The organism is Serratia sp. CY29653, from assembly GCF_052169255.1.
Classification (GTDB): domain Bacteria; phylum Pseudomonadota; class Gammaproteobacteria; order Enterobacterales; family Enterobacteriaceae; genus Serratia; species Serratia sarumanii.
The window spans coordinates 40,847-66,541 of the sequence record NZ_JBJNLC010000005.1 but is presented as its reverse complement, the minus strand read 5'-3'; the positions used below and the strand labels follow the sequence as shown (position 1 = coordinate 66,541).

The following is a 25,695-nucleotide window of genomic DNA, read 5'->3' as shown; positions in this document are numbered from 1 at the left end:
CTTGCGGCGCCCTTGGCATTACTTGTGCTGGCCCTGCTTCTGCAGGAACTGCACGCCCTTGTCCGGGAAGTCGGTGAACACGCCGTCGACGCCGGCCTGGTTGTAAATCACGTCATACAGCTGGTTCACGTCGGTCACGTACTTCGGCAGCGCATCGGCGCGGATGGTGAACGGATGCACCGCCAGCTTGCTGGCGTGCGCTTCTTTCACCATGTCGGTCAGCACGATGTGGCCCGGCTTGGATTTATCCGCCACCACCAGCATGTGGTAGTCCGGCCCGATGCCGTCGGCATATTGAGCGATTTTCTTCATCGCGCCCGGCTTGAACATCCAGTCGTAATCGTACTCCACCCACTTGCCGTCGGCTTTCTGCTCGTAGGTTTCCTGCCAGTCGTTATAGGCGATCAGCTGCACCAGCTTCAGATCCATGCCCAGCTTCGGCTCCAGCTCGTTCTTGATGCGTTTGAGCTCGTTGGCGTCGAAGCACTGCAGGTAGACGTTGTCGTTTTTGCCGGTGTAGCCGTATTGCTTGAGCACCGCCAGCACTTTGCTGGAGATGTCCTTGCCTTCCTGTTTGTGGAACCACGGCGCCTTGATTTCAGGGTAGATGCCGATGTTCTTGCCGGTCGAATGGTTCAGACCCTGCACGAACTCGATCTCTTCCTGGAAGGTGTGTACGCGGAAGTCGGATTTGCCCATCGGGAAGCGGCCAGGGTAGCCCTGCACCTTCTTGCCGTTTTCGATTTCAAAGCCTTCGGTGAACTTCAGCGATTTGATCTCCGCCAGCGTAAAGTCGATGGCGTAATAACGGCCGTCCTTGCGCGCGCGGTCCGGGAAGCGTTCGGCGACGTCGGTGACGCGATCGAGGTAATGGTCGTGCAGCACCACCAGCTCGTTGTCTTTGGTCATCACCAGATCTTGTTCGAGGTAATCGGCGCCCTGCGCGTAGGCCATCGCCTTCGCCGGCAGAGTGTGTTCCGGCAGGTAGCCGCTGGCGCCGCGGTGGGCGATCACCACTTTGTCCGCCGCCTGCGCGGCGCTGACCATTGAGGTAGCGAGAATGATCCCTGTCAGCAGGGCTTTGACTTGAGTCCGCATTCCGTTTTCTCCTTGTTGTTGGGGGCAGGGTAGTAAAAAGGCCGCAGGGCGGCCTTTAAATCATGCAAAAGTCGTGTGACGGTTAGCCGCGCTTGCCGGCAGCGATTTCCGCGTGGTGTTTCTTTTCGTTCAGCATGGTCAGCAGCAGCAGGATAACCGCCAGCACGCCGCCGCCGATCATCACCATGAAGCCGCCGTCCCAACCGAAGAAGTCTACGGTGTAGCCGACGATGGCGCTGGCCGCAACCGAGCCGCCCAGGTAGCCGAACAGGCCGGTGAAGCCTGCGGCGGTGCCGGCGGCTTTCTTCGGCGCCAGCTCCAGCGCGTGCAGGCCGATCAGCATTACCGGGCCGTAGATCAGGAAGCCGATGACCAGCATACAGATCATGTCCACGGTCGGGTTGCCCGGCGGGTTCATCCAGAACACCACGGTGGCGATGGTCACCAGCGTCATGAAGAACACGCCGGTGGCGCCGCGGTTGCCTTTGAACACTTTGTCCGACATCCAGCCGCACAGCAGGGTGCCCGGGATACCGGCGTATTCATACAGGAAGTAAGCCCAGGAAGACTTGTCCAGCGCGAAGTGCTTCACTTCTTTCAGGTAGGTCGGCGACCAGTCCAGAATGCCGTAACGCAGCAGATAGACGAACACGTTGGCGACCGCGATGTACCACAGCAGCTTGTTCGGCAGGATGTACTGCATGAAGATCTGTTTGGCGGTCAGCTCTTCTTCGTCTTTTTCGCTGTAGTCGTCCGGATAGTCGTTTTTGTACTCTTCAATCGGCGGCAGGCCGCAGGATTGCGGGGTGTCGCGCATCAGGCCGAAGGCGATCAGGGCCACCAGGATGGCGCCGAAGGCCGGCATGTAAAGCGCAGCGTGCCAGTCGTTGAACCAGGCCATGCCCAGCAGGAACAGCAGCGGCGGCAGGCCGCCACCCACGTTGTGGGCGCAGTTCCAGATGGAGACGATGCCGCCGCGTTCTTTCTGCGACCACCAGTGCACCATGGTGCGGCCGCACGGCGGCCAACCCATGCCCTGGAACCAGCCGCACAGGAACAGCAGGACGAACATGATGGCGATGCTGGAGGTGGCCCACGGCACGAAGCCCATGAACAACATCACCGCCGCCGCCAGGATCAGGCCGGCAGGCAGGAACACTCGCGGGTTGGAACGGTCGGAGACCGAACCCATGATGAATTTGGAGAAGCCGTAGGCGATGGAAATGCCCGACAGCGCGAAGCCGAGGTCACCGCGGCTGAAGCCTTGTTCGATCAGGTAAGGCATGGCCAGGGTGAAGTTCTTACGCACCAGATAGTAAGCGGCGTAACCGAAGAAGATCCCCAGGAAAATTTGCCAGCGCAGCTTACGGTAGAGCGGGTCTACCTTATCGCTCGGCACACGGGCGATGTGTGCGGCCGGCTTAAAAATACTCAACATGAGCGCCTCCGATGGCTTTATCTGTTATCACATCAATATGACCTTTTACGTTCATTTGATGATTGAGCGGATATCGAATGTGGTGTTTTTGTGTTCCATAACGAGCGCCATTGTCGTCAAATACGCCTGGTGTCGCTGTGACGAATGGCGCAATTGTTACACTTTTATGAAACCACGGCGGATTTTGAGCGATTCGTTAACGTTATGAAATAGAAAAACGTCCAAAAATCGTGATTATGATCACATTGATGGTTTTTTGTGGACATTTTTATTTCGTTTGATGTTCGTTCTTGTTCCTTATCAAACAAAGACCCTTATAACCGTGGCTCAATAGGCTCATAACTACCGATCCTGAGGGAGCGACATGAGCAGCTATTTTGACGGCGGCGAAACGGATGTGATCATCATCGGCGGCGGCGCCACCGGCGCAGGCATCGCCCGCGACTGCGCGCGGCGCGGCTTGCGCTGCATTTTGCTGGAGCGCCACGACATCGCTACCGGCGCCACCGGCCGCAACCACGGTTTGCTGCACAGCGGCGCGCGCTATGCGGTGACCGACGGCGAGTCGGCGCGCGAGTGCATCGAAGAAAACCGCATCCTGAAACGCATCGCCCACCACTGCATCGAGCGCACCGATGGGCTGTTCATCACCCTGCCGCAGGACTCGCTGGACTATCAGCAACAGTTTATCGCCGCCTGTCGCCAGGCCGACATCAACGCCGAAGCGATCGACCCGCAGCTGGCGCTGCGGCTGGAACCGGCGGCTAACCCGGCGCTGATCGGCGCGGTGCGCGTGCCGGACGGCACCGTCGATCCCTTCCGGCTGACCGCCGCCAACATGTTGGACGCGCGCGAGCACGGCGCGCAGATCCTGACCTACCACCAGGTGGTGGGATTGTTGCGCAGCGGCGATCGGGTGACGGGCGTGCGCGTTTACGACCATCAGAATCAGCGGCGCTATGCGCTGCATGCGCCGGTGGTGGTCAACGCCGCCGGCATCTGGGGCCAGCAGATCGCCGAATACGCCGATTTGCGCATCCGCATGTTCCCGGCCAAGGGGGCGCTGTTGATCCTCGGCCACCGCATCAACAACATGGTGATCAACCGCTGCCGCAAACCGGCAGACGCCGACATCCTGGTGCCGGGCGACACCATCTCGCTGATCGGTACTACCTCGACCCATATCGACTACGACCAAATTGACAACATGCTGGTGACTCCGCAGGAAGTGGATATTCTGATCCGCGAGGGGGCGCTGTTGGCGCCCACCCTGGCGCAGACCCGCATTCTGCGCGCCTACGCCGGGGTACGGCCGCTGGTGGCCAGCGACGACGACCCCAGCGGGCGCAACGTCAGCCGCGGCATCGTGCTGCTCGATCACGCCGCCCGCGACGGGCTGGAAGGGTTTATCACCATCACCGGCGGCAAGCTGATGACCTACCGCCTGATGGCGGAGTGGGCCACCGACAAGGTGTGCGAAAAGCTTGGCGTAAACCGCCCGTGCACCACCGCGCAGGATGCGTTGCCCGGCTCCCGCCAGTCGGCGGAGGAGACGGTGCGCAGCGTGGTTTCTCTGCCCGCCAGCATTCGCGGCTCGGCAATTTACCGCCACGGCGATCGCGCCAGCCAGGTGCCGGCGGCCGATCGGCTCGACACCAGCCTGGTGTGCGAATGCGAGGCAGTGACCGCCGGGGAAGTGCGTTATGCGGTCAACTCGCTGACCGTCAATAACCTGGTGGATCTGCGCCGCCGCACCCGCGTCGGCATGGGCACCTGCCAGGGCGAACTCTGTGCCTGCCGCGCCGCCGGGCTGTTGACGCGCTTTAACGTCAGCACGCCGCAGCAGTCCATCGCGCAGCTGTCGCAGTTCCTCAACGAACGGTGGAAAGGCGTACGGCCGATCGCCTGGGGCGACGCGCTGCGCGAGAGTGAATTTACCAGCTGGGTTTACCAGGGGCTATGCGGGCTTGAAGCCCAGGCCGACAAGGAGCAGGAGGCGGATGATGCGATTTGACGTAGTGGTGATTGGCGGCGGCCTGGCGGGCCTGAGCTGCGCCATTGCCGTGGCCGAACAGGGCAAGCGCTGTGCGGTGGTCAGTTCCGGCCAGAGCGCGCTCTACTTCTCCTCCGGCTCGCTCGACCTGCTGGCGAGATTGCCGGACGGCACGCCGGTCGAAATGCCGCTGGCGGCGCTACCGCAGCTGGCGCAGCAGGCGCCGCAGCATCCGTATGCCCTGATCGGGCCCGGCCGGGTGGCGGCGCTGTCCGCCGCCGCGCAGCGGCTGCTGGAGCGCTGCGGGCTGAACCTGCAGGGCGAGGGCGCCAACAACCATCTGCGCATTACGCCGCTTGGCACGCGTCGCGCCACCTGGCTCAGCCCGCAGGCGATCCCGACGCTGCCGCTGACCGGCCAACTGCCGTGGCGGCGCATTGCGGTGATCGGCATCGAAGGCTTCCTCGATTTCCAGCCGCAGATGGCCGCCGACTCTCTGAGCCGGGAGCTCGGCGTAGAGACGGAGGTGGCCTATCTGCACATGCCGGCGCTGGACAGATTGCGCAATAACCCCAGCGAGTTCCGCGCGGTAAACATCGCCCGGGTGCTGGATTTGATGGAAAGCCTGCCGCCGCTGGCCGAGGAACTGCGGCGGTTGGCGGGGGCAGCCGACGCGCTCTTCCTGCCGGCCTGTTTGGGATTGGAGGACGACGCGTCGCTGGCGGTGCTGCAGGATGCGGTCGGCAAGCCGATCCGGCTGCTGCCGACGCTGCCGCCTTCGGTGCCCGGCATGCGCTTGCATCAGGCGCTGCGGCGGCGTTTTCAACAGCTGGGCGGCGTTTTCATGCCCGGCGACAGCGTGCTGCGCGCCGAGTGCGAAGCCGGCCGCGTCACGGGCCTGTATACCCGCAACCACGGTGATATTCCGCTGCGGGCGCAGCAGGTGGTGTTGGCCAGCGGCAGCTTCTTCAGCAACGGGCTGGTGGCGGATTTCGACGGGGTGCGCGAGCCGATCTTCGGGCTGGACGTACACAGCCGCGCGGATCGCGCCGACTGGAGCCGGCGCGAGCTGTTCGCGCCGCAGCCTTATCTGCAATTTGGCGTGCGCACCGACGGCAGGCTGCGGGCGATGAAGCAGGGCATGCCGTTCGACAATCTGTACGCCATCGGCGCGGTCGCCGGCGGCTACGATCCGCTGCAGCAAGGCTGCGGCGCAGGCGTGTCATTGATCGGTGCGCTGCACGTCGCGCAGCAGATCGCCGCGGAGGAAAACGCATGAGCCTGCATCAGGACCACAGCTTTGAAAGCTGCATCAAATGCACCGTCTGCACCACCTATTGCCCGGTCGCCAAAGTGAACCCGCTCTATCCGGGGCCAAAACAGGCGGGGCCGGACGGCGAGCGGCTGCGGCTGAAAGATCCGGCGCTGTACGACGAAGCGCTGAAATACTGCACCAACTGCAAACGTTGTGAAGTGGCCTGCCCGTCCGACGTCAAAATCGGCGATATCATTCAGCGCGCCCGTGCCGACTTCGCCCAGAGCAAGCCGACGCTGCGCGACGCCATCCTCAGCCACACCGACATCATGGGCTCGCTGTCGACGCCGTTCGCGCCGATCGTCAACGCCGCCACCGGGCTGAAACCGGTGCGCAAGCTGTTGGACAAGGCGCTGAAGATCGATCACCGTCGCGAACTGCCGAAATACTCGTTCGGCACCTTCCGCCGCTGGTACCGGCAACAGGCGCAGGCTCAGCGGCGCTATGCCGAGCAGGTGGCGTTTTTCCACGGCTGCTTCGTCAACTATAACCATCCGCAGCTGGGCAAGGATTTGATCCGGGTATTCAACGCGCTGGATATCGGCGTGCAGCTGCTGAAGCGCGAGAAATGCTGCGGCGTGCCGCTGATCGCCAACGGGTTTATCGAGCAGGCCAAAAAGCAGGCCAGGGTTAACGCCGAGTCGCTGCATGAAGCGGTGCTGGAGCGCGGCATCCCGGTGGTGGCGACCTCATCGAGCTGCACCTTCACCCTGCGCGACGAATATCCTCATCTGCTGGACGTGGACACCACTCCGGTGCGCGATCGGGTGGAGCTGGCGACGCGCTATCTCTATCGCCTGATCAATCAGGGGCGCAGCCTGCCGCTGAAGCGCACGCCGCTGCGGGTGGCTTATCACACGCCTTGCCATATGGAGAAGATGGGCTGGACCGCCTACACGCTGGAGCTGCTGCGGCAGATACCGGGGCTGGAGCTGGTGGTGCTGGATTCGCAGTGCTGCGGCATCGCCGGCACCTACGGGTTCAAATCGGAGAACTACGCCACTTCGCAAGGCATCGGCGCGCCGCTGTTCCGGCAGATCGAAGAGAGCGGAGTGGATCTGGTGGTGACCGACTGCGAGACCTGCAAATGGCAGATAGAAATGTCCACCAGCAAGCACTGTGAGCATCCGATCACCCTGCTGGCGCAGGCGCTGGCATAAAAACGAAAGGGCCGGCAAGCCGGCCCTCTGTGGGATTACTGCTTCAGCTTCAGGGTGGAGATGATGCCTTCGGCTTCGGCCTGCGCCTGCTGCTGATTGTCCGCCGGCAGCGTCACCTGAATGGTCAGCATGTTGTTGTTCAGCGAGCCGATCAGGACGGAGGAATAGGCTTTTTCGCCGCCGCTGGTGATGATGCTGTCCAGCTGACGCAGCGGCACGCCGTTGACGTCGAGCGCTTTGTTGGTGATCACCTGCAGGTTGGCGTCACGCGCGCGCTGGGTATTCTCCAGGCGCTTGGCCAGGGTCTCCAGGCTGTCGGCGGTCTTGTCGCCCAGGATCACGATCACCGCGCGCTGGCCGGTGCTGTCTGCGTAAACATGCATGTTGTTGGCCTGGTTGCCCAGCTTGCCGCTCTGATCCGCCATGCCGACCGGCAGGGTGAACGCCAGTTTACCGTCCAGCAGGCTGACCTGCTGCCCGGCCGGCGCGCTGGCCGCCGCGCCGTCAGACGCTGCCTTGGTGTCTTTGGTGTCGCCGTCGCAGGCCGCGAGGCCAAGCGCCAGCAGGCTGATACCCATCAATTTCGCTACTTTACGCATCGGGCTTCCTTCTTCCTTTCCGGTAGGGATTCACTGTCGTATCGCAACCTATTCCAGGCTGAAATGCAAGGCAGATGTTGTCACAAGTTTTTCTCCAGTAATAGCCGATAATCAGCCACTTCGCCTTTCTTTTCCAGCTGAACAATCTGATAGTGGTGGGCGAGCAGCATCGTCAGCATGGCGCGGAACCGGTTACGGGTTTTGACCGTCAGCCGGCGATAGCCCTGCGCCCGCGCCCAGCGCTCCTGTTCGGCCAACAAGGCCTGCGCCACGCCGTGGCGACGAAATGCCGGCAGCACGCCGCCCAGCCAGCTGTAAAACACCGTTTCCCGCTGTTGATAACCGAGTTTGAAACCGGCCGGCTGGCCGTCGATTTCGGCGATCAACAGGCTGGCGGAGGCACCGCCGATGCGCCGCTGCAGATCGGCCAGGCTATGCAGGCCGCCGAATTCGGGGATGCGTTGGTAAAGGCGGTGGATTTCTTCGAGCGTGGCGGTGCGGACGATTGGGGTCATGGGCGGCCTCCAAAGGATAGGGCCGCCCAGAATAACACGGCTCAGCCCGGCTGCAGGCTGCCGCTGCGCGCCGCGATGCGTTTGAGCAGCATGTTCAGCAACACGCCGTACATCGGCAGGAAGAACAGCAGGCAGATCATCACCTTGAAGCTGTAATCCACCAGCGCGATCTCCACCCAGTTGTTGGCCATGAAGGGATCGCTGCTCTTGTAGAAGGCGATGAAGAAGAACGCCAGCGTATCGCTGATATTGCCGAAGAACATCGCCGCCGCCGGCGCCACCCACCAGGCGCTGCGTTGGCGCAGGCGATTGAAGACGTGAACGTCGAGGATCTGGCCGAGCACGTAGGCCATAAAGCTGGCGACGGCGATACGCGCCACGAACAGGTTAAAACTGCCCAGCGCCGCGAAGCCCTGCCATTCTCCCTGATAGGTGACGGTGGAGATCACGTAGGAGATGAACAGCGCCGGCACCATCACCGCCAGGATAATCCGCCGCGCCAGCGGCGCGCCGAAGATGCGCACGGTCAGATCGGTCGCGAGGAAGATAAACGGGAAGGTAAAGGCGCCCCAGGTGGTATGGAAGCCGAAAACGGTGATCGGCAGCTGCACCAGATAGTTGCTGGAGGTAATGATGGCGATATGAAACAGCGAAAGCCAGACCAACGCCGTGAAGCGCTGCTGTGCGGTAAACGAATACATATTGTAGCCTTTTTAGCAGTGGGGTGAGGGAACCCAGTGTGTCTTGTCAAAACAGCAAAAAACGCTGCGCGGCGGCATGATACGCGTTTGCGCAACCAATGCAATGGTTAAATTTAACGCAAACGTTAACGCATCTTGCGCAGAAAAACTACCGGCGTAAACTAGGCGCTAATGAGATGCGGCGAGCGTTCGCCGATCGTTTTTGAACGAGAAAAATTGCATGACTGACTTATTTGCCCAGGCAGACCAGACGCTCGACGCGCTGGGCCTGCGTTGCCCGGAACCGGTGATGATGGTGCGCAAAACCGTGCGCCATATGGACAACGGCGAAACGCTGCTGATTATCGCCGACGATCCGGCCACCACCCGCGATATTCCGGGGTTCTGCCGCTTTATGGAGCATACGCTGGTGGCGCAGGAGACCGAGCAGGCGCCATACCGTTATCTGTTACGTAAAGGTGTATAGTTTTTAATCGCCTCGTGAGATAAGCTCCCTGCGATCGGGGAGCGTTCGAAGGGGACAAACGATGAGTATTTTACTACTGCCTACGGTTGCCAAGATGGAAAATGAGGAACGTACACAGGGCTATGAGCGCTGGTTTCTTGAAAGAGTTCAGGAAGCCATGGATGAGCCGCGGCCCGGCATTCCTCATGATGACGTGATGGCTGAAATGGATGCTGTTATCGCTGCTGCAGAAGCCAGGATCAAAGCGAAGCAGGCATAATGCTCAACATCGAATGGACTCGAGCCGCACGTCAGGATCTGGCGGAGATTGTGGGATTCATCGCCAATGATAACCCTCTGGCGGCCAGAAAAATGAAGGTTCTCATCATGGAGGCCGTCATTCCCGCCGGCAGACATCCTCGAATTTTCCGGCGCGGCAGAGTGGACGGCACGCATGAAATCCCCCTACATCCCCATTATCTCCTGGTTTACCAGGTGCTGGAAACTCACATCCGGGCGTTGCGGGTTTTACATACGCGCCGACAATATCCTTAATATTGCCGCTGCAATCGATAATGCCGGGTTCCCATTGAGGAACCCGGCCTGGCGCCGCGTTATTGGCGCTTTTTCAACAGCCGCAGCGCGTTGGCGGTGACCAGCGCGGTGGCGCCGGAGTCGGCCAGCACCGCCAGCCACAAACCGGTCAGCCCCAGCAGGCTGGTGATCAGGAAGACCCCTTTCAATCCCAGCGCGATGGTGATGTTTTGCCGGATATTGGCGTGGGTGGCGCGCGAGATGCGGATCATCTCCGCGACGCCCAGCAGCCGGTTGTGGGTCAGGGCGGCGTCGGCGGTTTCCAATGCCACGTCGGTGCCGCTGCCCATGGCTATGCCGATGCTGGAGGCTTTCATCGCCGGGGCGTCGTTGATGCCGTCGCCGATCATCGCCGTCGGACGCAGTTCGCTCAGCTCGGTGACCGCGTTGACCTTATCTTCCGGCAACAGACTAGCGCGATAGTCGAGGCCCAGCTCGCCGGCGATCGCCGCGGCGGCGCGCGGGTTGTCGCCGGTCAGCATCACGCCGCGAATACCCAGCGCGTTCAGTTCGGCTATCGCCTGTTTGGCGTCGCTGCGCAGCGTGTCGCGCAGCGCCAGCAAGCCGATGGGCGCGCCGTCTTCCAGCACCACCACCGCCGTTTTACCGGCGTTTTCCAGCTTGTCTACCTTGCTCTGCCATTGAACGGCGAGCAGGCCCGGCGCCAGCTTGCCCGGCGCGCTGATCAGAACGCTCTTGCCGTCCACGATCCCTTCAACGCCGACGCCGGCCAGCGCGCGGCGCGCCTGCGCCAGCGGCAACTCGGCCCCGCTTGCGGCGGCGCGGTTGATGATCGCCTGCGCCAGCGGGTGATGTGAGCCGGCCTCCACCGCGGCGGCAAGCTGCAGCAGCCGCTGTTCGGTGAGTGTGCCGATCGGCAGCACGTCGGTCACCGTCGGCTTGCCTTCGGTCAGGGTGCCGGTTTTATCGAAGGCGATGGTTTGTATCTGGCCCAGTTGCTCCAGCGCCGCGCCGCCTTTAATCAGCGCGCCGCGCCGCGTGGCGGCCGCCAGCCCGGATGTAATGGCCGCCGGGGTCGAGATCACCAATGCGCATGGGCAGCCGATCAGCAGCAGCGTCAGGCCGCGATAGATCCAGGTATCCCACGGCTGCGAGAACAGCAGCGGCGGCAGCAGGATCACCGCGACGGCCAGCAGCATAATGGCCGGGGTGTAATAACGGCTGAACCGGTCGAGGAAGCGTTCGATCGGCGCGCGGCGCTCTTCGGCCTCTTCAATCAGCTGCAGAATGCGGTCGATGGCGTTTTTGCCGGGCTCGGAGATCACCTTCATCTGCGCCGCCTGATCGACGGACAGGCTGCCGGCGGCCACTTTCTCGCCCTGCTGGCGCTCGACCGGCACCGATTCGCCGGTCAGGGCGCTTTCGTCGAAGCTGGCGAACGGATTGAGCAGCTCGGCGTCGGCCGGCAGGCGCCCGCCGGGCGCGATTTCAATCACGTCGCCAGGGCGCAGGCTGGCGACCGGCACGCGTTTGCGTTCCGTGCCTTGCAGCAGCAGCGCGTCTTCCGGCACCAGCTCCATCAGCGCCGTCACGCCGCGTCGCGCGCGGTTGGCGGCGTAGGATTCCAGCAGTTCGCCGACCATAAACAACAGCAGCACCATCGCCGCTTCGGCGGTGGCGCCGATGAACAGCGCGCCGATGGCCGCCACGCTCATCAGCGTTTCGATGGCGAATGGCGTGCCGGAGCGGATCAAACGCAGCGCCTTGGCGGCGACCGGCGCCAATCCGACCAGCGTGGTGGCGATAAAGGCGATGCGCCCCAGCTCTGGGTTAACCCGATCCAGCACCCAGCTGACGACCATCAAGGTAGTTAACAGCAGCAGCGGTGCGAATTCGCCGAAGCGTGAGGTTTTCGGCGCGGCGGCTTTGGCGTTCTGAGTGCCGAGCAGGGTAAAGCCGGCCTGGGCGACCGCGTCCTGGATCCGCAGGCTGATGTCGGACTGTGCGTCGACTACCAGTTTCTCGGTCGCAAACAGCACCCGCGCGCTGTCGACGCCGGGGAGTGCGGTGACGGCATTTTCGATTTTCTTGGCGCAGCTGGGGCAGTCCATGCCGGTGACTTTCCAGCTGAAACGTTGGCTGCCGGAAGGGGGAGCGGCGGCCAGCCTGTCGCTTTCCTCGTCCGGATCGTCGGGCGTGGCGGCGCAGCAGCCGCTATCGCCATGATCGTGATGATGGTGGGCCTGTTCGGCCTGCGCGGCGGCGTTTTTCGGTTCGCTGCTGCAGCCATGCTGCGTTTTGCTGTGGCTGTGGTTGCAGCCGCATCCGCCTTCGGCGTGGTGATGTTCCTGATGATTATGGTTTTGCTGATTGTGCATAACGTCCCCCTTCGGGCTGTTAAACGGGTTTGCTCAACTGACTCTACACCCTGGAGTCCACTCCAGAGTCAAGCGCCGGATGAGAATTATTGCTAACGGCGTTCAAGCGTAGAAAGGGGGATTCATTCAATAATGAATAATGCGAATTTTAATCTATCGGCTTTTCTTATCCCCTATTTGGGGAAACAGGCTCGCCGCCGATAGTTTAAATAAGAAAATAATATTCCTATAGAAACTAAAAAATCGCCCGACCTAATAATAAAGAGTTATTAATCTATAACGCTTTAGCAAAATTTACCTTTTACCCTAGGGAAAGCCAGCATGATTCGCTTGAGTCTGCAGGCCGCATTGCTATTGAAGTTTGGTGCCAACTTCTCCTCATCAAGTTTCATTTGTTTTGTAAAGAAGCCAAAAAAGCAGCATAACAAACTTTCGTTGCGATAATAAATGGTTGATTATTTTATGTGCAGTTTTGCGACCCTGCCTATAATTGGAATCGATTACCATTTTTAATGGTGATCTTATTTGCTGATATATATGCATTAATTCTACCTAACACACTGCCGGCAACGGCGCATAAGCCCCTTCCAGCAAGCCTGAGGTTCATTAACCGTGGCTTACGGGGAGGTTATGTCTATCTGTCTGATTGATATCAATCAGGTAATGAGTGGAATCGAACCAATGCAATCTACTAAAAAGGCAATTGAAATTACTGAATCCAGCCTTGCGGCCGCGACAACCGGCTACGATGCTGTAGACGACCTGCTGCATTATCATGAGCGGGGCAACGGGATTCAGATTAATGGCAAGGATTCATTTTCTAACGAGCAAGCTGGGCTGTTTATTACCCGTGAGAACCAAACCTGGAACGGTTACAAGGTATTTGGCCAGCCGGTCAAATTAACCTTCTCCTTCCCGGACTATAAGTTCTCTTCCACCAACGTCGCCGGCGACACCGGGCTGAGCAAGTTCAGCGCGGAACAGCAGCAGCAGGCTAAGCTGTCGCTGCAGTCCTGGGCCGACGTCGCCAATATCACCTTCACCGAAGTGGCGGCCGGACAAAAGGCCAACATCACCTTCGGCAACTACAGCCAGGATCGTCCCGGCCACTATGATTACGGCACCCAGGCCTACGCCTTCCTGCCGAACACCATTTGGCAGGGCCAGGATCTGGGTGGCCAGACCTGGTACAACGTCAACCAATCCAACGTGAAGCATCCGGCGACCGAAGACTACGGCCGTCAGACGTTCACCCATGAGATTGGCCATGCGCTGGGCCTGAGCCACCCGGGCGACTACAACGCCGGTGAGGGTAACCCGACCTATCGCGACGTCACCTATGCGGAGGATACCCGCCAGTTCAGCCTGATGAGCTACTGGAGTGAAACCAACACCGGTGGCGACAACGGCGGCCACTATGCCGCGGCTCCGCTGCTGGATGACATTGCCGCCATTCAGCATCTGTATGGCGCCAACCTGTCGACCCGCACCGGCGACACCGTGTACGGCTTTAACTCCAACACCGGTCGCGACTTCCTCAGCACCACCAGCAACTCGCAGAAAGTGATCTTTGCGGCCTGGGATGCGGGCGGTAACGATACCTTCGATTTCTCCGGTTACACCGCTAACCAGCGCATCAACCTGAACGAGAAATCGTTCTCCGATGTGGGTGGCCTGAAGGGCAACGTCTCGATCGCTGCCGGTGTGACCATCGAGAACGCCATTGGCGGTTCCGGCAACGACGTGATCGTCGGCAACGCGGCCAACAACGTGCTGAAAGGCGGCGCGGGTAACGACGTGCTGTTCGGCGGCGGCGGGGCGGATGAGCTGTGGGGCGGTGCCGGCAAAGACATCTTCGTGTTCTCTGCCGCCGGCGATTCCGCACCGGGCGCTTCAGACTGGATCCGCGACTTCCAGAAAGGGATCGACAAAATTGACCTGTCGTTCTTCAACAAAGAGGCGCAGAGCAGCGATTTCATTCACTTCGTCGATCACTTCAGCGGCACGGCCGGCGAAGCGCTGCTCAGCTACAACGCTTCCAACAACGTGACCGATTTGTCGGTGAATATCGGTGGCCATCAGGCGCCGGACTTCCTGGTGAAAATCGTCGGCCAGGTTGACGTCGCCACTGACTTTATCGTGTAACACAGCAACGGAACGCCCGGCGCAGTCTCGGCCGGGCGTGATGCGGGAGCCCGGTATGAAAGGTACTTTAACGCGCACCGCTTTGGCGGCGGGCGGCATGATGGTGACAAGTGCGGTCATGGCCGGCAGCCTGGCGCTGCCGACCGCGCAGTCGCTGGCGGGGCAATGGCAGGTGGCCGACAGCGAGCGGCAATGCCAAATCGAGTTTCTGGCGAATGAACAAAGCGAGACCAACGGCTATCAGCTGGTGGATCGGCAACGGTGTTTGCAAAGCGTGTTTGCGGCGGAAGTCGTGGGCTGGCGCCCGGCGCCGGACGGCATCGCTCTGCTGCGGGCGGATGGCAGCACGCTGGCGTTCTTCTCGCGCGACGGCGATCTGTATCGCAATCAGCTGGGCGCCGATGATGCCCTGACGTTGAAAGCGCTGGCTTGATAATGAAAAACGGGTTCGGCGCACCGAACCCGCGGCAGATAGTTACAGGTAGAGCGAACGCACGATCAGGAAGTGGCCGGAGAAGTAACAGAAAGCCACGATGGCGTCCGCCGCACGGAAGGTGAAACGGTAGCGGTTGAGCAGCCAAACCACGTTGGCCAGCAGCAGCAGCGAGGTGCCGGTCAGCAGCGAGAAGCCGAAATCGGTGCTACGCAGGAAATATTGCTCGCCCGCCAGCCAGACCATCAGCAGCGTCATCGCCACGTAGGTGACGATCGGCCAGCGCATCTCTTCCAGCCGGGTCCAAAGGGTGGCCAGCAGCAACGCGCCGATCGCCAGCAGCGCCAGCGGCAGCGGCCAGAACAGGCTGAACGTCATCTGGCTGGCGAAGCTCAGGGTATACAGCAGATGGGACAGGAAAAAGGCGCCGATGGCGTACAGCACCCGCTCGCGCGGCAACAGGAGCAGCGCGTCGCCGATCAGCGTCGCCAGCAGGCCGAGCACGATCAGATAACCCGCGGCGCCGAGCACCGGCGCCTGCCAGGCCAACAGCAACAGCAGCAGCAGCGTGACGGGTTTGAACACCCAGCGCTGCCAGCGCGGGCCACGGTATGAGGCGTCGACGAACAGCCAACCGGAAAAGAATACGGCAAGGAACGGCCAACTCATTTATGTCTTCCTTATGCATGAGGGAGCCGCAACAACCGGCTCCAAACTGTCACCAATGTCACTTCTTATTTCAGTGTAGGTAGCCTGCCGACGATCGACAATGCTTTCTTGAGAATGCTATGTTTACGCCGATTTGGCCGTGAAGGAAATGGGAAACCGATGAGCAAACCACCGTTATTTTTTGTCGCCGTGATTGCGCTGATCGCCGTGCTGGCCACGCAACGCTACTTCAAACAGCGCCAGCGGGAGGCGGAAAACGATCGCGCGCCGATGCGCAGCCTGCAGGTGACGGTGAGCGACAAGCGCAGCTTCCCGGTCGCCAGGACCCGCGCGCCGCAGCGCGAACCGCTGGTCAATGAGCCGATGTATTACGAGGTGGTGTTCAGCCCGAACCAGGGCGGTGAAGACATCACGCTTCGGCTGAAACAGTGGCAATACAACCCGATAGAAAAAGGCGCGCAGGGCACGTTGAACATGCAGGGCACGCGCTTCGTCTCTTTCAGCGTTCAGCCGTAGCGGTCATTTCTTCTTGATGGGCGGCTGTTTCTTTTGCCAGGCCAGCAGCTCGAACACGCCAAAGATAAAGATCTTGGCTTCTTGCCAGTAGCTGATTGGCTGATCCTTCGGCTGGGTGGATTTCAACAGCACCAGCTGCAGGCCGTGCATCACCACCATAAAGAACAGCGCCACGTCGATGAAATACTTCAGCGGCTTGGGAAAAGGATGGAACAGGTTAGAGAGCAGGAAGCCCCACACGCACAGCATCAGCAGGCGGCCCAGATTAATCAGCATGGTCGGTTTTCTCTTGCGAACGAATATAAAGGCGATAGGCCACCTGGCCGGCGACCTTCTCCCGGTGCAGCTGCCAGCTGGCAGGCACGTCCGCCGCGGCGCTTTCCGCCTCGGCTTCTACATAGATCCAGGCCTCGTCGGCCAGCCAGCCACGCTGCTCCAGCAGCAAGGCGGTCTCCGCCAGCAGGCTTTTGCGAAACGGCGGATCGAGGAACACCACGTCGAACGGTTGGCCCTCGCCAGCCAGCCAGCTCAGCGCGTTGGTGTTGATAACCACCCCTTTGCCCTGCAGCAGCGCCAGATTTTTTTCCAGCTGCTGCGCCACCGGCCGTTCGAATTCCAACAGCGTGGCGCTGCCGGCGTAGCGCGACAGCGCTTCCAGCCCTAATGCGCCGCTGCCGGCGAAACAGTCCAGGCAGCGCGCGCCCTGAATCACCGGCGCCAGCCAGTTGAACAGGGTTTCGCGCACCCGATCGGTGGTGGGGCGCAGCCCCGGGCTGTTCGGCACCGGAAGCTTGCGACCGCGCCATTGGCCGCCGATGATGCGGATCTGTCCGGCTGTGGCCTGGGGCGGTTTTTTGGCCGCCGCCCGTGGCGAGAGTCTTGTCATAAGCGTTGTTTGATTTCTTTTGCGGCGCGGAGCCGTAGAGGTTAACGAAAAGTTGCCCCTATTCTACCGGTGACGGGCTTCGGGGGGAACGGTAAAACTTTGTTGTCTGATTTCACACCGGAAAGCATGCCGGATGCGTGTTGCTGCGCGAGGGAAAGTGATAGACTCGGCGGATTATTGTCAGCATATATCCTTCAGGTATGTAGGGTAAGCGAGCCTTCGGTACGGAGTAGAGTCATAACATGGCAAAAGATAAGAAACGTGGGTTTTTCTCCTGGCTGGGGTTTGGCCAGAAGGAAAAGGAAGAAGAGCAACAGCAACCTGAGCAGCCGGTAGAGCAGGCGGAGCCTCAGGCCGCGGAGACGCCGGCTGAACCGGCCACCGCCAAGCTGGATGACAAGCTCCCCGCCCAGGAATCTGAACCTGCCGCCTCCGTCGACACCCCGGGAGAGTGGGATAGCGGCCAGGCCGGCGAACCCATCGCGGAAAACCTGCCGGCGGCGGCCGAACACCCGACGGCGCAAGCGTTGGCCGAAGAGATTGTCAGCGTGACCGAGCAGGTAGTGGCGCAGCAGCAGCCGGTCGTCGAGCCCGAGCCGGTGGTTGAGCCAGAGCCAGTTGTTGAGCCTGAGCCGGTTGTCGAGCCCGAGCCGGTTGTCGAACCTGAGCCGGTCGTTGAGCCTGAGCCGGTCGTTGAGCCTGAGCCGGTCGTCGAGCCAGAGCCGGTTGTCGAGCCCGAGCCGGTTGTCGAGCCTGAGCCGGTCGTTGAGCCTGAGCCGGTCGTTGAGCCTGAGCCGGTCGTTGAACCCGAGCCGGTCGTCGAGCCCGAGCCGGTCGTTGAACCTGAGCCAGTTGTTGAGCCTGAGCCGGTTGTCGAGCCTGAGCCGGTCGTTGAACCCGAGCCGGTTGTCGAGCCCGAGCCGGTTGTTGAGCCCGAGCCAGCCGCTGAGCCCGAGCCGGTCGTCGAACCAGAATCGGAGCCGGAAGAAGAAGCGCCGCTTGAACCTGTGGTGCTGGCCGCTGCGCAAGAGCAGGAGCGGCCGACCAAAGAGGGTTTCTTCGCTCGCCTGAAGCGCAGCCTGCTGAAAACCAAGCAAAACCTCGGCTCCGGCTTTATGGGGCTGTTCCGCGGTAAAAAGATCGACGACGACCTGTTCGACGAGTTGGAAGAACAGCTGCTGATCGCCGATGTCGGCGTGGAGACCACGCGCAAGATCATCACCTCCCTGACCCAGCACGCCAGCCGCAAGCAGCTGAAAGACGCCGAAGCGCTGTATGGCAAGCTTAAGGAGGAAATGTCCGAAATTCTGGCCAAGGTCGATCAGCCGCTGGATGTCAGCGGGAAAACCCCGTATGTCATTCTGATGGTCGGCGTGAACGGCGTGGGTAAAACCACCACCATCGGCAAGCTGGCGCGCCAATTCCAGGCGGAAGGCAAGTCGGTGATGCTGGCGGCGGGGGATACTTTCCGCGCCGCGGCGGTGGAGCAGCTGCAGGTGTGGGGCGAACGCAACCGCATTCCGGTGGTGGCGCAGCATACCGGGGCGGATTCCGCTTCGGTGATCTTCGATGCGGTGCAGGCCGCCAAGGCGCGCGGCATCGATGTCTTGATCGCCGATACCGCCGGCCGTCTGCAGAACAAATCGCACCTGATGGAAGAGCTGAAGAAGATCGTCCGCGTCATGAAAAAACTGGACGACCAGGCCCCCCATGAGGTTATGCTGACGCTCGATGCCAGCACCGGCCAGAATGCGGTCAGCCAGGCGAAATTATTTAATGAGGCCGTGGGCTTAACCGGCATCACGCTGACTAAACTGGACGGTACCGCCAAGGGCGGGGTGATCTTCGCCATCGCCGATCAGTTCGGTATCCCGATTCGCTATATCGGCGTCGGGGAAGGCATCGAAGATTTGCGGCCGTTTAAGGCTGACGATTTTATTGAGGCACTTTTTGCCCGAGAGGATTAATACGGATGATTCGCTTTGAACAGGTCAGTAAAGCTTATCTGGGCGGACGGCAAGCGCTGCAGGGGGTCGATTTCCATCTGCGCCCGGCGGAAATGGCGTTTCTGACCGGCCATTCCGGCGCGGGGAAAAGTACCCTGCTGAAACTGATTTGCGGTATCGAGCGGCCCAGCGCCGGCCACATCTGGTTTGGCGGCCACGACATCAGTCGTTTGAAAAACCGCGAGGTGCCGTTCCTGCGTCGGCAGATCGGCATGATCTTCCAGGATCACCACCTGCTGCTGGATCGCACGGTGTATGACAATGTGGCGATGCCGCTGATCATCGCCGGCGCCAGTACCGAAGACATCCGCCGCCGCGTCTCCGCCGCGCTGGACAAGGTCGGTTTGCTGGATAAAGCGAAGAACTTCCCGATTCAACTGTCCGGCGGTGAGCAGCAGCGCGTGGGCATCGCCCGTGCGGTGGTGAACAAGCCGGCGGTGTTGCTGGCGGATGAACCGACCGGCAACCTGGACGACGCGCTGTCGGAAGGCATTCTGCGCCTGTTTGAAGAATTCAACCGCGTCGGCGTCACCGTATTAATGGCGACGCACGACACCGGGCTTATCGCCCGCCGCAATTACCGCATCCTGACGCTGAGCCAGGGCCGCATGCAAGGGGGCGCTCACCATGGCCAATAACGCAAAAACCGCCAAGAGCAAGGCGCTGCGCGGCGGCTGGCGCGAACAGTGGCGTTACGCCTGGATGAACGCCATCAAAGACATGCTGCGCCAGCCGTTGGCGACGCTGTTGACGGTGATGGTGATCGCCATCTCCCTGACGCTGCCGAGCGTGTGCTACATCGTGTGGAAAAACGTCAGCACCGCGGCCAGCCAGTGGTACCCGACGCCGCAGCTGACGGTCTACCTGGATAAATCGCTCGACGACGACGCGGCGCTGAAAGTGCTCGACGCCATCAAGGCGGAAGCCGGCGTGGAGAAGGTGAATTACCTGTCGCGTGAAGAAGCGCGCGGCGAGTTCCGCAACTGGTCGGGCTTTGGCGGCGCGTTGGACATGCTGGAAGAGAACCCGTTGCCGGCGGTGGCGATCGTTACGCCGAAGATGAGCTTCCAGAGTTCGGATACCCTCAACACCCTGCGCGATCGCGTGGCGGCGGTGCAGGGTGTGGAAGAAGTGCGCATGGATGACAGCTGGTTTGCCCGCCTGGCGGCGTTGACCGGGTTGGCGGGCCAGATCGCGGCGATCATCGGCGTGCTGATGATCGTGGCGGTGTTCCTGGTGATCGGTAACAGCGTGCGTCTGAGCATCTTCAGCCGCCGCGACACCATCAACGTGATGAAGCTGATCGGCGCCACCGACGGTTTTATCCTGCGGCCGTTCCTTAACGGCGGGGCGATGCTCGGCTTTGCCGGCGCGCTGCTGTCGCTGGTGCTGTCCGGCGCGCTGGTGTGGCAGCTGGAGTCAGTGGTCGCCGGGGTGGCCAAGGTGTTCGGCACTACCTTCACCCTGCACGGGCTGGGCTGGGACGAGGCGCTGTTGCTGCTGATCATCTCCGCGATGATCGGTTGGATCGCCGCCTGGCTGGCGACGGTGCAACATTTACGCCGATTTACACCACAGTAAGATTTTTTTGGTATACTCTTCTCCTGCTGCTTTTGATCGCGTTGCGGGAGAAGAGTGACCTCAAGCGAAGTCAGCACAACACCTCTCTTCTTAGCGCACAAATTCCCTATCGGCCTGCACTCTCGTCACGTATTGTCAGCAACAATGCTTGCAAAAAAGGGTGAACTTTTAGGGCGGAGTACGGTCAAAAATTGCAGCAAATGTTAAGGTGCCCGGCGTGTGGAACCGCTTTTGCTTCAGCAACTGCCGTAGAATCAATCATTTCCCCGCTGTAATAATCACCTGCATGATTTTGTATTCTCATAGAGAGGGTTTGAATGACCAAAGAAATGCAAACTTTAGCCTTAGTACCCCAAGGTAGCTTGGAAGCCTATATCCGGGCAGCCAACGCCTATCCGATGCTGACGGCAGAGGAAGAGCGGGAGCTGGCTGAACGGCTGCATTATCAGGGCGATCTGGATGCCGCTAAGCAGCTCATCCTGTCTCACCTGCGCTTTGTCGCTCATATTGCCCGCAACTATTCAGGCTATGGTCTGCCACAGGCGGATCTGATTCAGGAAGGCAATATCGGCCTGATGAAAGCCGTTCGCCGCTTCAACCCTGAAGTCGGCGTGCGTCTGGTTTCCTTTGCGGTGCATTGGATTAAGGCGGAAATCCACGAGTACGTATTGCGCAACTGGCGCATCGTGAAAGTGGCGACCACCAAAGCGCAGCGCAAGCTGTTCTTTAACCTGCGCAAAACCAAACAGCGTTTGGGCTGGTTCAACCAGGACGAAGTGGAACTGGTGGCCCGCGAGCTGGGCGTAACCAGCAAAGACGTGCGCGAGATGGAATCTCGCATGGCGGCGCAGGACATGACGTTCGATCCGACTCCGGACGACGAGGCCCGCGATGGCCAGTCGATGGCGCCGGTGCTGTACCTGCAGGACAAGAGCTCCGACTTCGCTGAAGGCATTGAGGAAGATAACTGGGAAAGCAACGCCGCAGACAAACTGGCCTATGCGCTGGAAGGTCTGGACGAGCGCAGCCAGCATATCATCCGCGCCCGCTGGCTCGACGACGACAACAAGTCGACGCTGCAGGAGCTGGCCGATCAGTACGGCGTTTCCGCCGAACGCGTGCGCCAGCTGGAAAAGAACGCCATGAAGAAATTGAAAATGGCGATCGAAGCCTGAGTCGACGCGATATTCGAAAAAAAGCCCGGCAAGCCGGGCTTTTTCATGCCTGAAATTCGGCGTTATGGCGCCACGGCGGTAAAGTCCGGCGCCGGGCAGTCGTAGCCGAATTTCGCCGCCCACGGGTAGCGAGTGCCGGTGTTGATGTAGCGTTGATAAAGCGCCCGGCCGGTCTTGGCGTCGCGCTTGATAACCCAGCTGGCGGCGTTACACAGCACGGCGGCATAGGCCTGGCTCTTCGGCGGCAGCAGATCGGCCGCCTGTTGCGCCAGCCCCACCGCCTGCCAGCGATAGTGCAGGAAACGGTTGTCCTGCGCCGGCAGCGCCGCCTTGGCGCGCGCCGCTTCTGCGCTGTCGATCCAGCTTTTATGCTTCAGCTCGCGAGTATCGAACGCATCCCCCAGATAGGAATAGCCGGCGCCATAGATGGCGTAGTCCGGCGTCATCTCATAACCGGTAAACTCCAGCCCCTGGGCGCGCAGCAGGTTGGCCGCACGATAGTAAGCTTGCGCGCGCGCCAGCGGCGCGGCGGATTTGTCCTTGGCGGCCTTCAGCTCATCGGCGTACTGCTGCGCCGCTTGCCGGTAGTTGGGGATATCGAAATAGGCCTGCGCTTCCGCGGCCCGCCCGGCGCGCATCAAGCGCCGCGCCAGCAGTTCGCGCAGCTGCACTTCCGGCGTGATTTGCTGGCCGCCACCGTAGTCGTCCGGGTTAACCGGCTTGAGCGGCGGCGTCGGCGCCGGAGCGTGCTTATCGACAAAGCCTTTCAACTCATCGACGGTCAGCACGCGCTCTGCCACATCGGCCACGTCGGCCCAGTAGATCGCTTTGCCGCGATACAGCAGGTCCATCGCCTGCAGATAGTCGCCGCGGTTCAGCGCCAGGATGGCCTGTTCACCGGCCACCCGGCACTCGGGCACGATGGTTTCCGCGACAAAGTCGGCGTTACGCTGTTCGCCCCAGCTTTCGTCGGCGGGGAACGCGCTTGCCGCCTTGGCATAGGCGGCGGTGGCGGCTTTCACGTCACCGTCACGCAGCGCCATTTTGGCGCGCAGCCACCACGCCAGGCCGCCGTCGCCGGCGTTTTTCAGCAGGCTCGCCGCCATCGAGTACTGCCCGGAACGGTAGGCCAATGCCGCCAGCCGATCGCTGCCGGCGAAGCCGCTTTTCACCGTGCCGTCCAGCAGCGTCAGTATCTGGCTGATGATCTGGGCAGAGCGGCCGTTGCCGTCGGTATCCGCCATTTGCAGATTGCCGCTGCGGGCGAACAGCTCAATGGTCACCAGCTGCTGGATCAACGGATCGCCGATCACCTGCTTCAGCGTTTCCAGATGGTCGGGATTGACCAGGTAGCTGGAGACGTACTGCAGCGACTGCCCGCCGCTCGGATCGCCCTGCGCCGCCTGCTGTGCGTACAGGTGGGCAGCGGGGGCGACGTCACCCAGCCACAGGTGGATGCGCGCCTGCTGCCCGAGGCTGCTTAGCGCCAGCTGGTCGGGATCGGCGGCGCCGCTTTTCACCCGATCGATCACCTGCTGGAACGCCGCCAGCGCCTGTTCAAGTTCGGCTTTAGGTGGATGCTCGGCGGCGGGGGCCGCTTCACCCGATTCATTCACCGGCGTACCGTGGTCAGCCATCAACACCCGCCCAAGTGAATACTGCGCCCGCAGCCCCCAGTCGCCCTGTTCGGCGGCCGGGAGCTTCAGCACCTGCTGGAAATAGTCTGTGGCGCGCGGATCGTGGCTGGCGAAAGCGACGGCGCCCAGTTGATAAAGGCGTGCGGCGTTGGACAATCCCTGAGTATTGACGGCGTCAGCCTCTTCCACCGTTTTGGCGGCGCGCATTTTGCCGATCGCCACCGTTTCCGGCGACTGCGGCATCGGTTTCGGCGGCATCGGCGGCGGCGGGGCTTGCCAGCGCGGTAGCTGTTTATCCGCCGGCACCAGTCGGCCGGCTTCGAAGGCGAAATTGCCCTCCGGCATATACAGCAGGGTGCCGTTGCGGTCGATCAGCAGCCGGTTAGGGAAATCCGGGCCGCAGGCATAGCCGCTCAGCGGCAGCGCGGCGCCGATCAGCATGGCCAGCGGAAGAAGGCGGCGGGTGTTCCGTGCCGCGCGCGTATCAAGGTGTGACAAGGGTGCCTCCTGGCGTCAGTTGTTGGCAGCGTAGCCAGCCCAGCGGCCGGGATTGCCCGGCGCGCAGCTGATCGCCGCTGATGCGAATAAAGCGTTGCCGCTGCGGTGCGGATTCCAGCCGGTAGTTGCCGACCGCGTCCGCCGCCAGGCAGTCGTCGGCGCGGATGGCCACCTCTTGCGGCAGCGGGGCGTCCACCGGCCCGTTGTTATGAATTATCAGATCATACAGCCCGTTTTGCTGTGGCTGAGGCCTAAATTTTACCTGCCAGTCGACGTTCAGCGGCTGCCGTTCGATCACCGCCCGCAGCGTGGTGAGCGACCAGGCGCGCCGATCGTCCGCCAGCGGCAAGCGGAACCAGATAATGCCGCGCAGCCGGGGCGGCGTTTGCTGCGCCAGCGTCTGCAGAAAATCGGCGATCTGCTGCGGCGCGACCGTCAGCTCGCGGCCGTTGCCCGCCACGCGCAGCGAGGACTCGCTCTCCACCTGCGCGCCCTGCGCATCAAACCCCAACAGCGCCATGCCGTAGGCCGGCAGCGCGACGCGAAACGGCTTCGGTGTGACGGCGGCGTACTGCCGCACCCAGCGCAGCGCCAAGGAGCCGTCAAACAGCCCCTGCTGCGGCGAGAGCACCGCATGTACCTGCAGGACGGAGCTGTCGGCCTGTTGCAATACGCCGGACAGGTCGGGCGAGCCGATCCAGGCCGGCAGGGCGGTGATGCCGAGCTGCAAAGCGGCGGGCAGCCGTTGGCGCAGTTGCTGCAGAAAGCGTTGGTAGTCCGGCAGGCGGGCGGTGGCGGCGTCATGATCGATCTCGACGCCGGTGACGGGCAGCCCGGCCGCCTGCCAGCGCTGGGTGAGCGCCTGCAGGCGCTGGATAATGGCCTCTTGGTCCAGCTGCGGCAGCTGGCCGTCGAGGCGCGCCACCAGCCAGAGCGGGCGGCCGTCCTGCCGCAGCAGGTTGAGATCGGCCGGGATCTCCCGCCAGCCCTCGCGCGGATGTACCTGCAGCGCCAGCACGCGCAGCCCACTGAACAGATCGCGGCTGTGCGCCAGCGCATCGGCGTGCTGCGGCGTCCAGACCCGCTGCCAGATATAAACCTGCTGATCCCAGCCTGAGGCCAGGCGCAGCGCCTGCTGGCGCCCGAGGAGCGCGGCCGCCAGCCCCAGCGCAATCAAGATCAGCGCCGCCAGCCGGCGTTTCATTTTTGCCAGAGATCGCCCTGCGGTGCGAAGCCGCAGGCGCGCATGAAGTTATCGACTTCCCCGCGTTCGCGCGGCGCCAGGCCGGCGGTCGACAGCTGCCAGTGGGCGATCTGCGGCAGCTGACGCTGCGCATCCTGTACCAGGTAAAGACCGACGCCGCGGCGGCGCGTCACTTCGCGTACCAGCAGGTCCTGCAGCTCGGCGCGGTCGTCCTGCAGCGCGATTTTCACCGCCCCCAGCAGCCGCTCGTTGAAGCGGGCGGCGAACAGCGCCTTGCCGTCGCTCAGCCAGCTCTGCCACTGTTCCGGCTGCTGGTGCGGCCAAATTTTACCGAGGTCGATAAGGTCTTGCGGGGACAGCGCGGTCAGGCGCTCGATGGTCAGTTTCATGCAGAATTTCCGCGCAGCTAAATGATGCCGACAGTGTAATAGATCTTGTGCAGAGCGTTGTGTAAGTTTTTCTGTACGATTACTGTGCAATATGTTTTTTGCACGGGGCATTTTCCGAGTAAATAGTTAGTAAACGGATTGTTAACCAGCACAACGCACTACGCCTCAAGGTAAAGAGCGCAGATTTAATTCGAATTTTATCCTGTTTACACCGCTTGTTTCTGCCTGATGAAGTTGATTTGCAGAAGAAAATACCTGTTTAATGGCATGAAAAATAAAGTCTTATTAGAAAATAATGCCGACAAAGCGCCTAAATCATTATTACTTATAACAAAAGCGGTCAATAACGATCCGGTGCA

At 61.4% G+C, this 25,695-nt stretch carries 25 protein-coding genes; 13 read left to right on the top strand and 12 right to left on the bottom strand.

What is annotated here, in order from left to right; translation table 11 throughout:
- Positions 1 to 18: 18 nt before the first annotated feature.
- Positions 19 to 1,098 carry a glycerophosphodiester phosphodiesterase gene (glpQ, locus tag ACJ8HN_RS20080; RefSeq protein WP_019452531.1) on the bottom strand — a complete coding sequence of 360 codons (1,080 nt, stop codon included), beginning with the start codon at positions 1,096 to 1,098 and terminating at the stop codon, positions 19 to 21.
- Positions 1,099 to 1,180: 82 nt separating this feature from the next.
- The gene (gene glpT, locus ACJ8HN_RS20075) at positions 1,181 to 2,536 is read right to left on the bottom strand and encodes a glycerol-3-phosphate transporter (protein WP_033636663.1); all 1,356 of its coding nucleotides are present in this window, start codon (positions 2,534 to 2,536) and stop codon (positions 1,181 to 1,183) included.
- A gap of 364 nt (positions 2,537 to 2,900) precedes the next feature.
- On the opposite strand from glpT, the gene glpA reads away from it, so the two are divergent.
- Genes glpA through glpC form a run of 3 tightly spaced genes read left to right on the top strand, consistent with a single transcriptional unit; the run spans position 2,901 to position 7,004 of the window.
- Complete coding sequence (gene glpA / locus ACJ8HN_RS20070) at positions 2,901 to 4,550, top strand: anaerobic glycerol-3-phosphate dehydrogenase subunit A (RefSeq protein ID WP_060423410.1); 1,650 nt, start codon at positions 2,901 to 2,903, stop codon at positions 4,548 to 4,550.
- Complete coding sequence (glpB, locus tag ACJ8HN_RS20065) at positions 4,540 to 5,808, top strand: glycerol-3-phosphate dehydrogenase subunit GlpB (RefSeq protein ID WP_060438276.1); 1,269 nt, start codon at positions 4,540 to 4,542, stop codon at positions 5,806 to 5,808. The genes glpA and glpB overlap by 11 nt, the downstream gene beginning before the upstream one ends.
- On the top strand, positions 5,805 to 7,004 hold the full coding sequence (gene glpC / locus ACJ8HN_RS20060) for an anaerobic glycerol-3-phosphate dehydrogenase subunit GlpC (RefSeq protein ID WP_033636667.1): 1,200 nt from the start codon (positions 5,805 to 5,807) through the stop codon (positions 7,002 to 7,004). Before glpB ends, glpC begins: the two co-directional genes overlap by 4 nt.
- Positions 7,005 to 7,039: 35 nt before the next feature.
- On the opposite strand, the gene ACJ8HN_RS20055 is transcribed toward glpC, so the two are convergent.
- The 3 genes from ACJ8HN_RS20055 to ACJ8HN_RS20045 all read right to left on the bottom strand — a co-directional run bounded on the left by ACJ8HN_RS20055 (position 7,040) and on the right by ACJ8HN_RS20045 (position 8,819).
- On the bottom strand, positions 7,040 to 7,603 hold the full coding sequence (locus tag ACJ8HN_RS20055) for a DcrB family lipoprotein (protein WP_033636670.1): 564 nt from the start codon (positions 7,601 to 7,603) through the stop codon (positions 7,040 to 7,042).
- 80 nt (positions 7,604 to 7,683) lie between these two features.
- Positions 7,684 to 8,118 carry a GNAT family N-acetyltransferase gene (locus ACJ8HN_RS20050; protein ID WP_033649647.1) on the bottom strand — a complete coding sequence of 145 codons (435 nt, stop codon included), beginning with the start codon at positions 8,116 to 8,118 and terminating at the stop codon, positions 7,684 to 7,686.
- Positions 8,119 to 8,159: 41 nt separating this feature from the next.
- Positions 8,160 to 8,819, bottom strand: coding sequence for a 7-cyano-7-deazaguanine/7-aminomethyl-7-deazaguanine transporter (locus ACJ8HN_RS20045; protein ID WP_033636672.1), 660 nt, complete (start codon positions 8,817 to 8,819; stop codon positions 8,160 to 8,162).
- Between the two features lie 220 nt (positions 8,820 to 9,039).
- Between ACJ8HN_RS20045 and tusA the strand changes: the two genes are divergently transcribed.
- The 3 genes from tusA (at position 9,040) to ACJ8HN_RS20030 (ending at position 9,819) form a co-directional block, all read left to right on the top strand.
- On the top strand, positions 9,040 to 9,285 hold the full coding sequence (tusA, locus tag ACJ8HN_RS20040; protein ID WP_025304890.1) for a sulfurtransferase TusA: 246 nt from the start codon (positions 9,040 to 9,042) through the stop codon (positions 9,283 to 9,285).
- A gap of 61 nt (positions 9,286 to 9,346) precedes the next feature.
- Positions 9,347 to 9,544: a type II toxin-antitoxin system RelB family antitoxin gene (relB, locus tag ACJ8HN_RS20035; protein WP_033649649.1), complete on the top strand. Its 198-nt coding sequence runs from the start codon at positions 9,347 to 9,349 to the stop codon at positions 9,542 to 9,544.
- Entirely contained in the window at positions 9,544 to 9,819 is a 276-nt protein-coding gene (locus tag ACJ8HN_RS20030) for a type II toxin-antitoxin system RelE/ParE family toxin (RefSeq protein WP_033649650.1), read from the top strand. The genes relB and ACJ8HN_RS20030 overlap by 1 nt, the downstream gene beginning before the upstream one ends.
- Before the next feature lie 59 nt (positions 9,820 to 9,878).
- Here ACJ8HN_RS20030 and ACJ8HN_RS20025 read toward each other — a convergent pair whose 3' ends face one another.
- Positions 9,879 to 12,197, bottom strand: a complete 2,319-nt coding sequence (locus ACJ8HN_RS20025; RefSeq protein WP_048321227.1) for a zinc/cadmium/mercury/lead-transporting ATPase — start codon at positions 12,195 to 12,197, stop codon at positions 9,879 to 9,881.
- A gap of 681 nt (positions 12,198 to 12,878) precedes the next feature.
- On the opposite strand from ACJ8HN_RS20025, the gene ACJ8HN_RS20020 reads away from it, so the two are divergent.
- A complete protein-coding gene (locus ACJ8HN_RS20020; RefSeq protein ID WP_033636674.1) occupies positions 12,879 to 14,342 on the top strand; it encodes a serralysin family metalloprotease in 1,464 nt (487 codons plus the stop codon).
- Positions 14,343 to 14,397: 55 nt separating this feature from the next.
- Positions 14,398 to 14,775, top strand: coding sequence for an AprI/Inh family metalloprotease inhibitor (locus ACJ8HN_RS20015; RefSeq protein ID WP_038874139.1), 378 nt, complete (start codon positions 14,398 to 14,400; stop codon positions 14,773 to 14,775).
- A 42-nt stretch (positions 14,776 to 14,817) separates the two neighbouring features.
- Here the strand turns inward: ACJ8HN_RS20015 and ACJ8HN_RS20010 are convergent, their stop codons facing one another.
- Entirely contained in the window at positions 14,818 to 15,444 is a 627-nt protein-coding gene (locus ACJ8HN_RS20010) for a lysoplasmalogenase (protein ID WP_033636676.1), read from the bottom strand.
- 159 nt (positions 15,445 to 15,603) lie between these two features.
- Here ACJ8HN_RS20010 and ACJ8HN_RS20005 point away from each other — a divergent pair, with 159 nt between their 5' ends.
- The gene (locus ACJ8HN_RS20005) at positions 15,604 to 15,960 is read left to right on the top strand and encodes a DUF2500 domain-containing protein (RefSeq protein WP_033649654.1); all 357 of its coding nucleotides are present in this window, start codon (positions 15,604 to 15,606) and stop codon (positions 15,958 to 15,960) included.
- Between the two features lie 3 nt (positions 15,961 to 15,963).
- Here the strand turns inward: ACJ8HN_RS20005 and ACJ8HN_RS20000 are convergent, their stop codons facing one another.
- Entirely contained in the window at positions 15,964 to 16,236 is a 273-nt protein-coding gene (locus ACJ8HN_RS20000; RefSeq protein ID WP_004934327.1) for a DUF1145 family protein, read from the bottom strand.
- Positions 16,226 to 16,846 (bottom strand): 16S rRNA (guanine(966)-N(2))-methyltransferase, encoded by a 621-nt coding sequence (gene rsmD, locus ACJ8HN_RS19995; protein WP_442523856.1) that lies wholly within the window; start codon positions 16,844 to 16,846, stop codon positions 16,226 to 16,228. Before rsmD ends, ACJ8HN_RS20000 begins: the two co-directional genes overlap by 11 nt.
- 242 nt (positions 16,847 to 17,088) lie before the next feature.
- On the opposite strand from rsmD, the gene ftsY reads away from it, so the two are divergent.
- From ftsY to rpoH, 4 genes are all read left to right on the top strand, one after another.
- A complete protein-coding gene (ftsY, locus tag ACJ8HN_RS19990) occupies positions 17,089 to 18,813 on the top strand; it encodes a signal recognition particle-docking protein FtsY (RefSeq protein ID WP_442523855.1) in 1,725 nt (574 codons plus the stop codon).
- 5 nt (positions 18,814 to 18,818) lie between these two features.
- Positions 18,819 to 19,490 (top strand): cell division ATP-binding protein FtsE, encoded by a 672-nt coding sequence (gene ftsE / locus ACJ8HN_RS19985; protein WP_004934337.1) that lies wholly within the window; start codon positions 18,819 to 18,821, stop codon positions 19,488 to 19,490.
- Positions 19,480 to 20,433 carry a permease-like cell division protein FtsX gene (ftsX, locus tag ACJ8HN_RS19980; RefSeq protein WP_033636680.1) on the top strand — a complete coding sequence of 318 codons (954 nt, stop codon included), beginning with the start codon at positions 19,480 to 19,482 and terminating at the stop codon, positions 20,431 to 20,433. The genes ftsE and ftsX overlap by 11 nt, the downstream gene beginning before the upstream one ends.
- Positions 20,434 to 20,750: 317 nt before the next feature.
- Positions 20,751 to 21,608, top strand: coding sequence for an RNA polymerase sigma factor RpoH (gene rpoH / locus ACJ8HN_RS19975; RefSeq protein WP_004934345.1), 858 nt, complete (start codon positions 20,751 to 20,753; stop codon positions 21,606 to 21,608).
- Positions 21,609 to 21,670: 62 nt separating this feature from the next.
- Here rpoH and ACJ8HN_RS19970 read toward each other — a convergent pair whose 3' ends face one another.
- From ACJ8HN_RS19970 to panM, 3 genes are read right to left on the bottom strand one after another with little or no spacing between them, the layout of a single operon-like run.
- Positions 21,671 to 23,686 (bottom strand): hypothetical protein, encoded by a 2,016-nt coding sequence (locus tag ACJ8HN_RS19970; RefSeq protein WP_442523902.1) that lies wholly within the window; start codon positions 23,684 to 23,686, stop codon positions 21,671 to 21,673.
- A 43-nt stretch (positions 23,687 to 23,729) separates the two neighbouring features.
- A complete protein-coding gene (locus ACJ8HN_RS19965) occupies positions 23,730 to 24,947 on the bottom strand; it encodes a DUF3142 domain-containing protein (protein WP_442523854.1) in 1,218 nt (405 codons plus the stop codon).
- Entirely contained in the window at positions 24,944 to 25,336 is a 393-nt protein-coding gene (gene panM, locus ACJ8HN_RS19960; RefSeq protein ID WP_033655138.1) for an aspartate 1-decarboxylase autocleavage activator PanM, read from the bottom strand. The genes ACJ8HN_RS19965 and panM overlap by 4 nt, the downstream gene beginning before the upstream one ends.
- Positions 25,337 to 25,695: the final 359 nt, after the last annotated feature.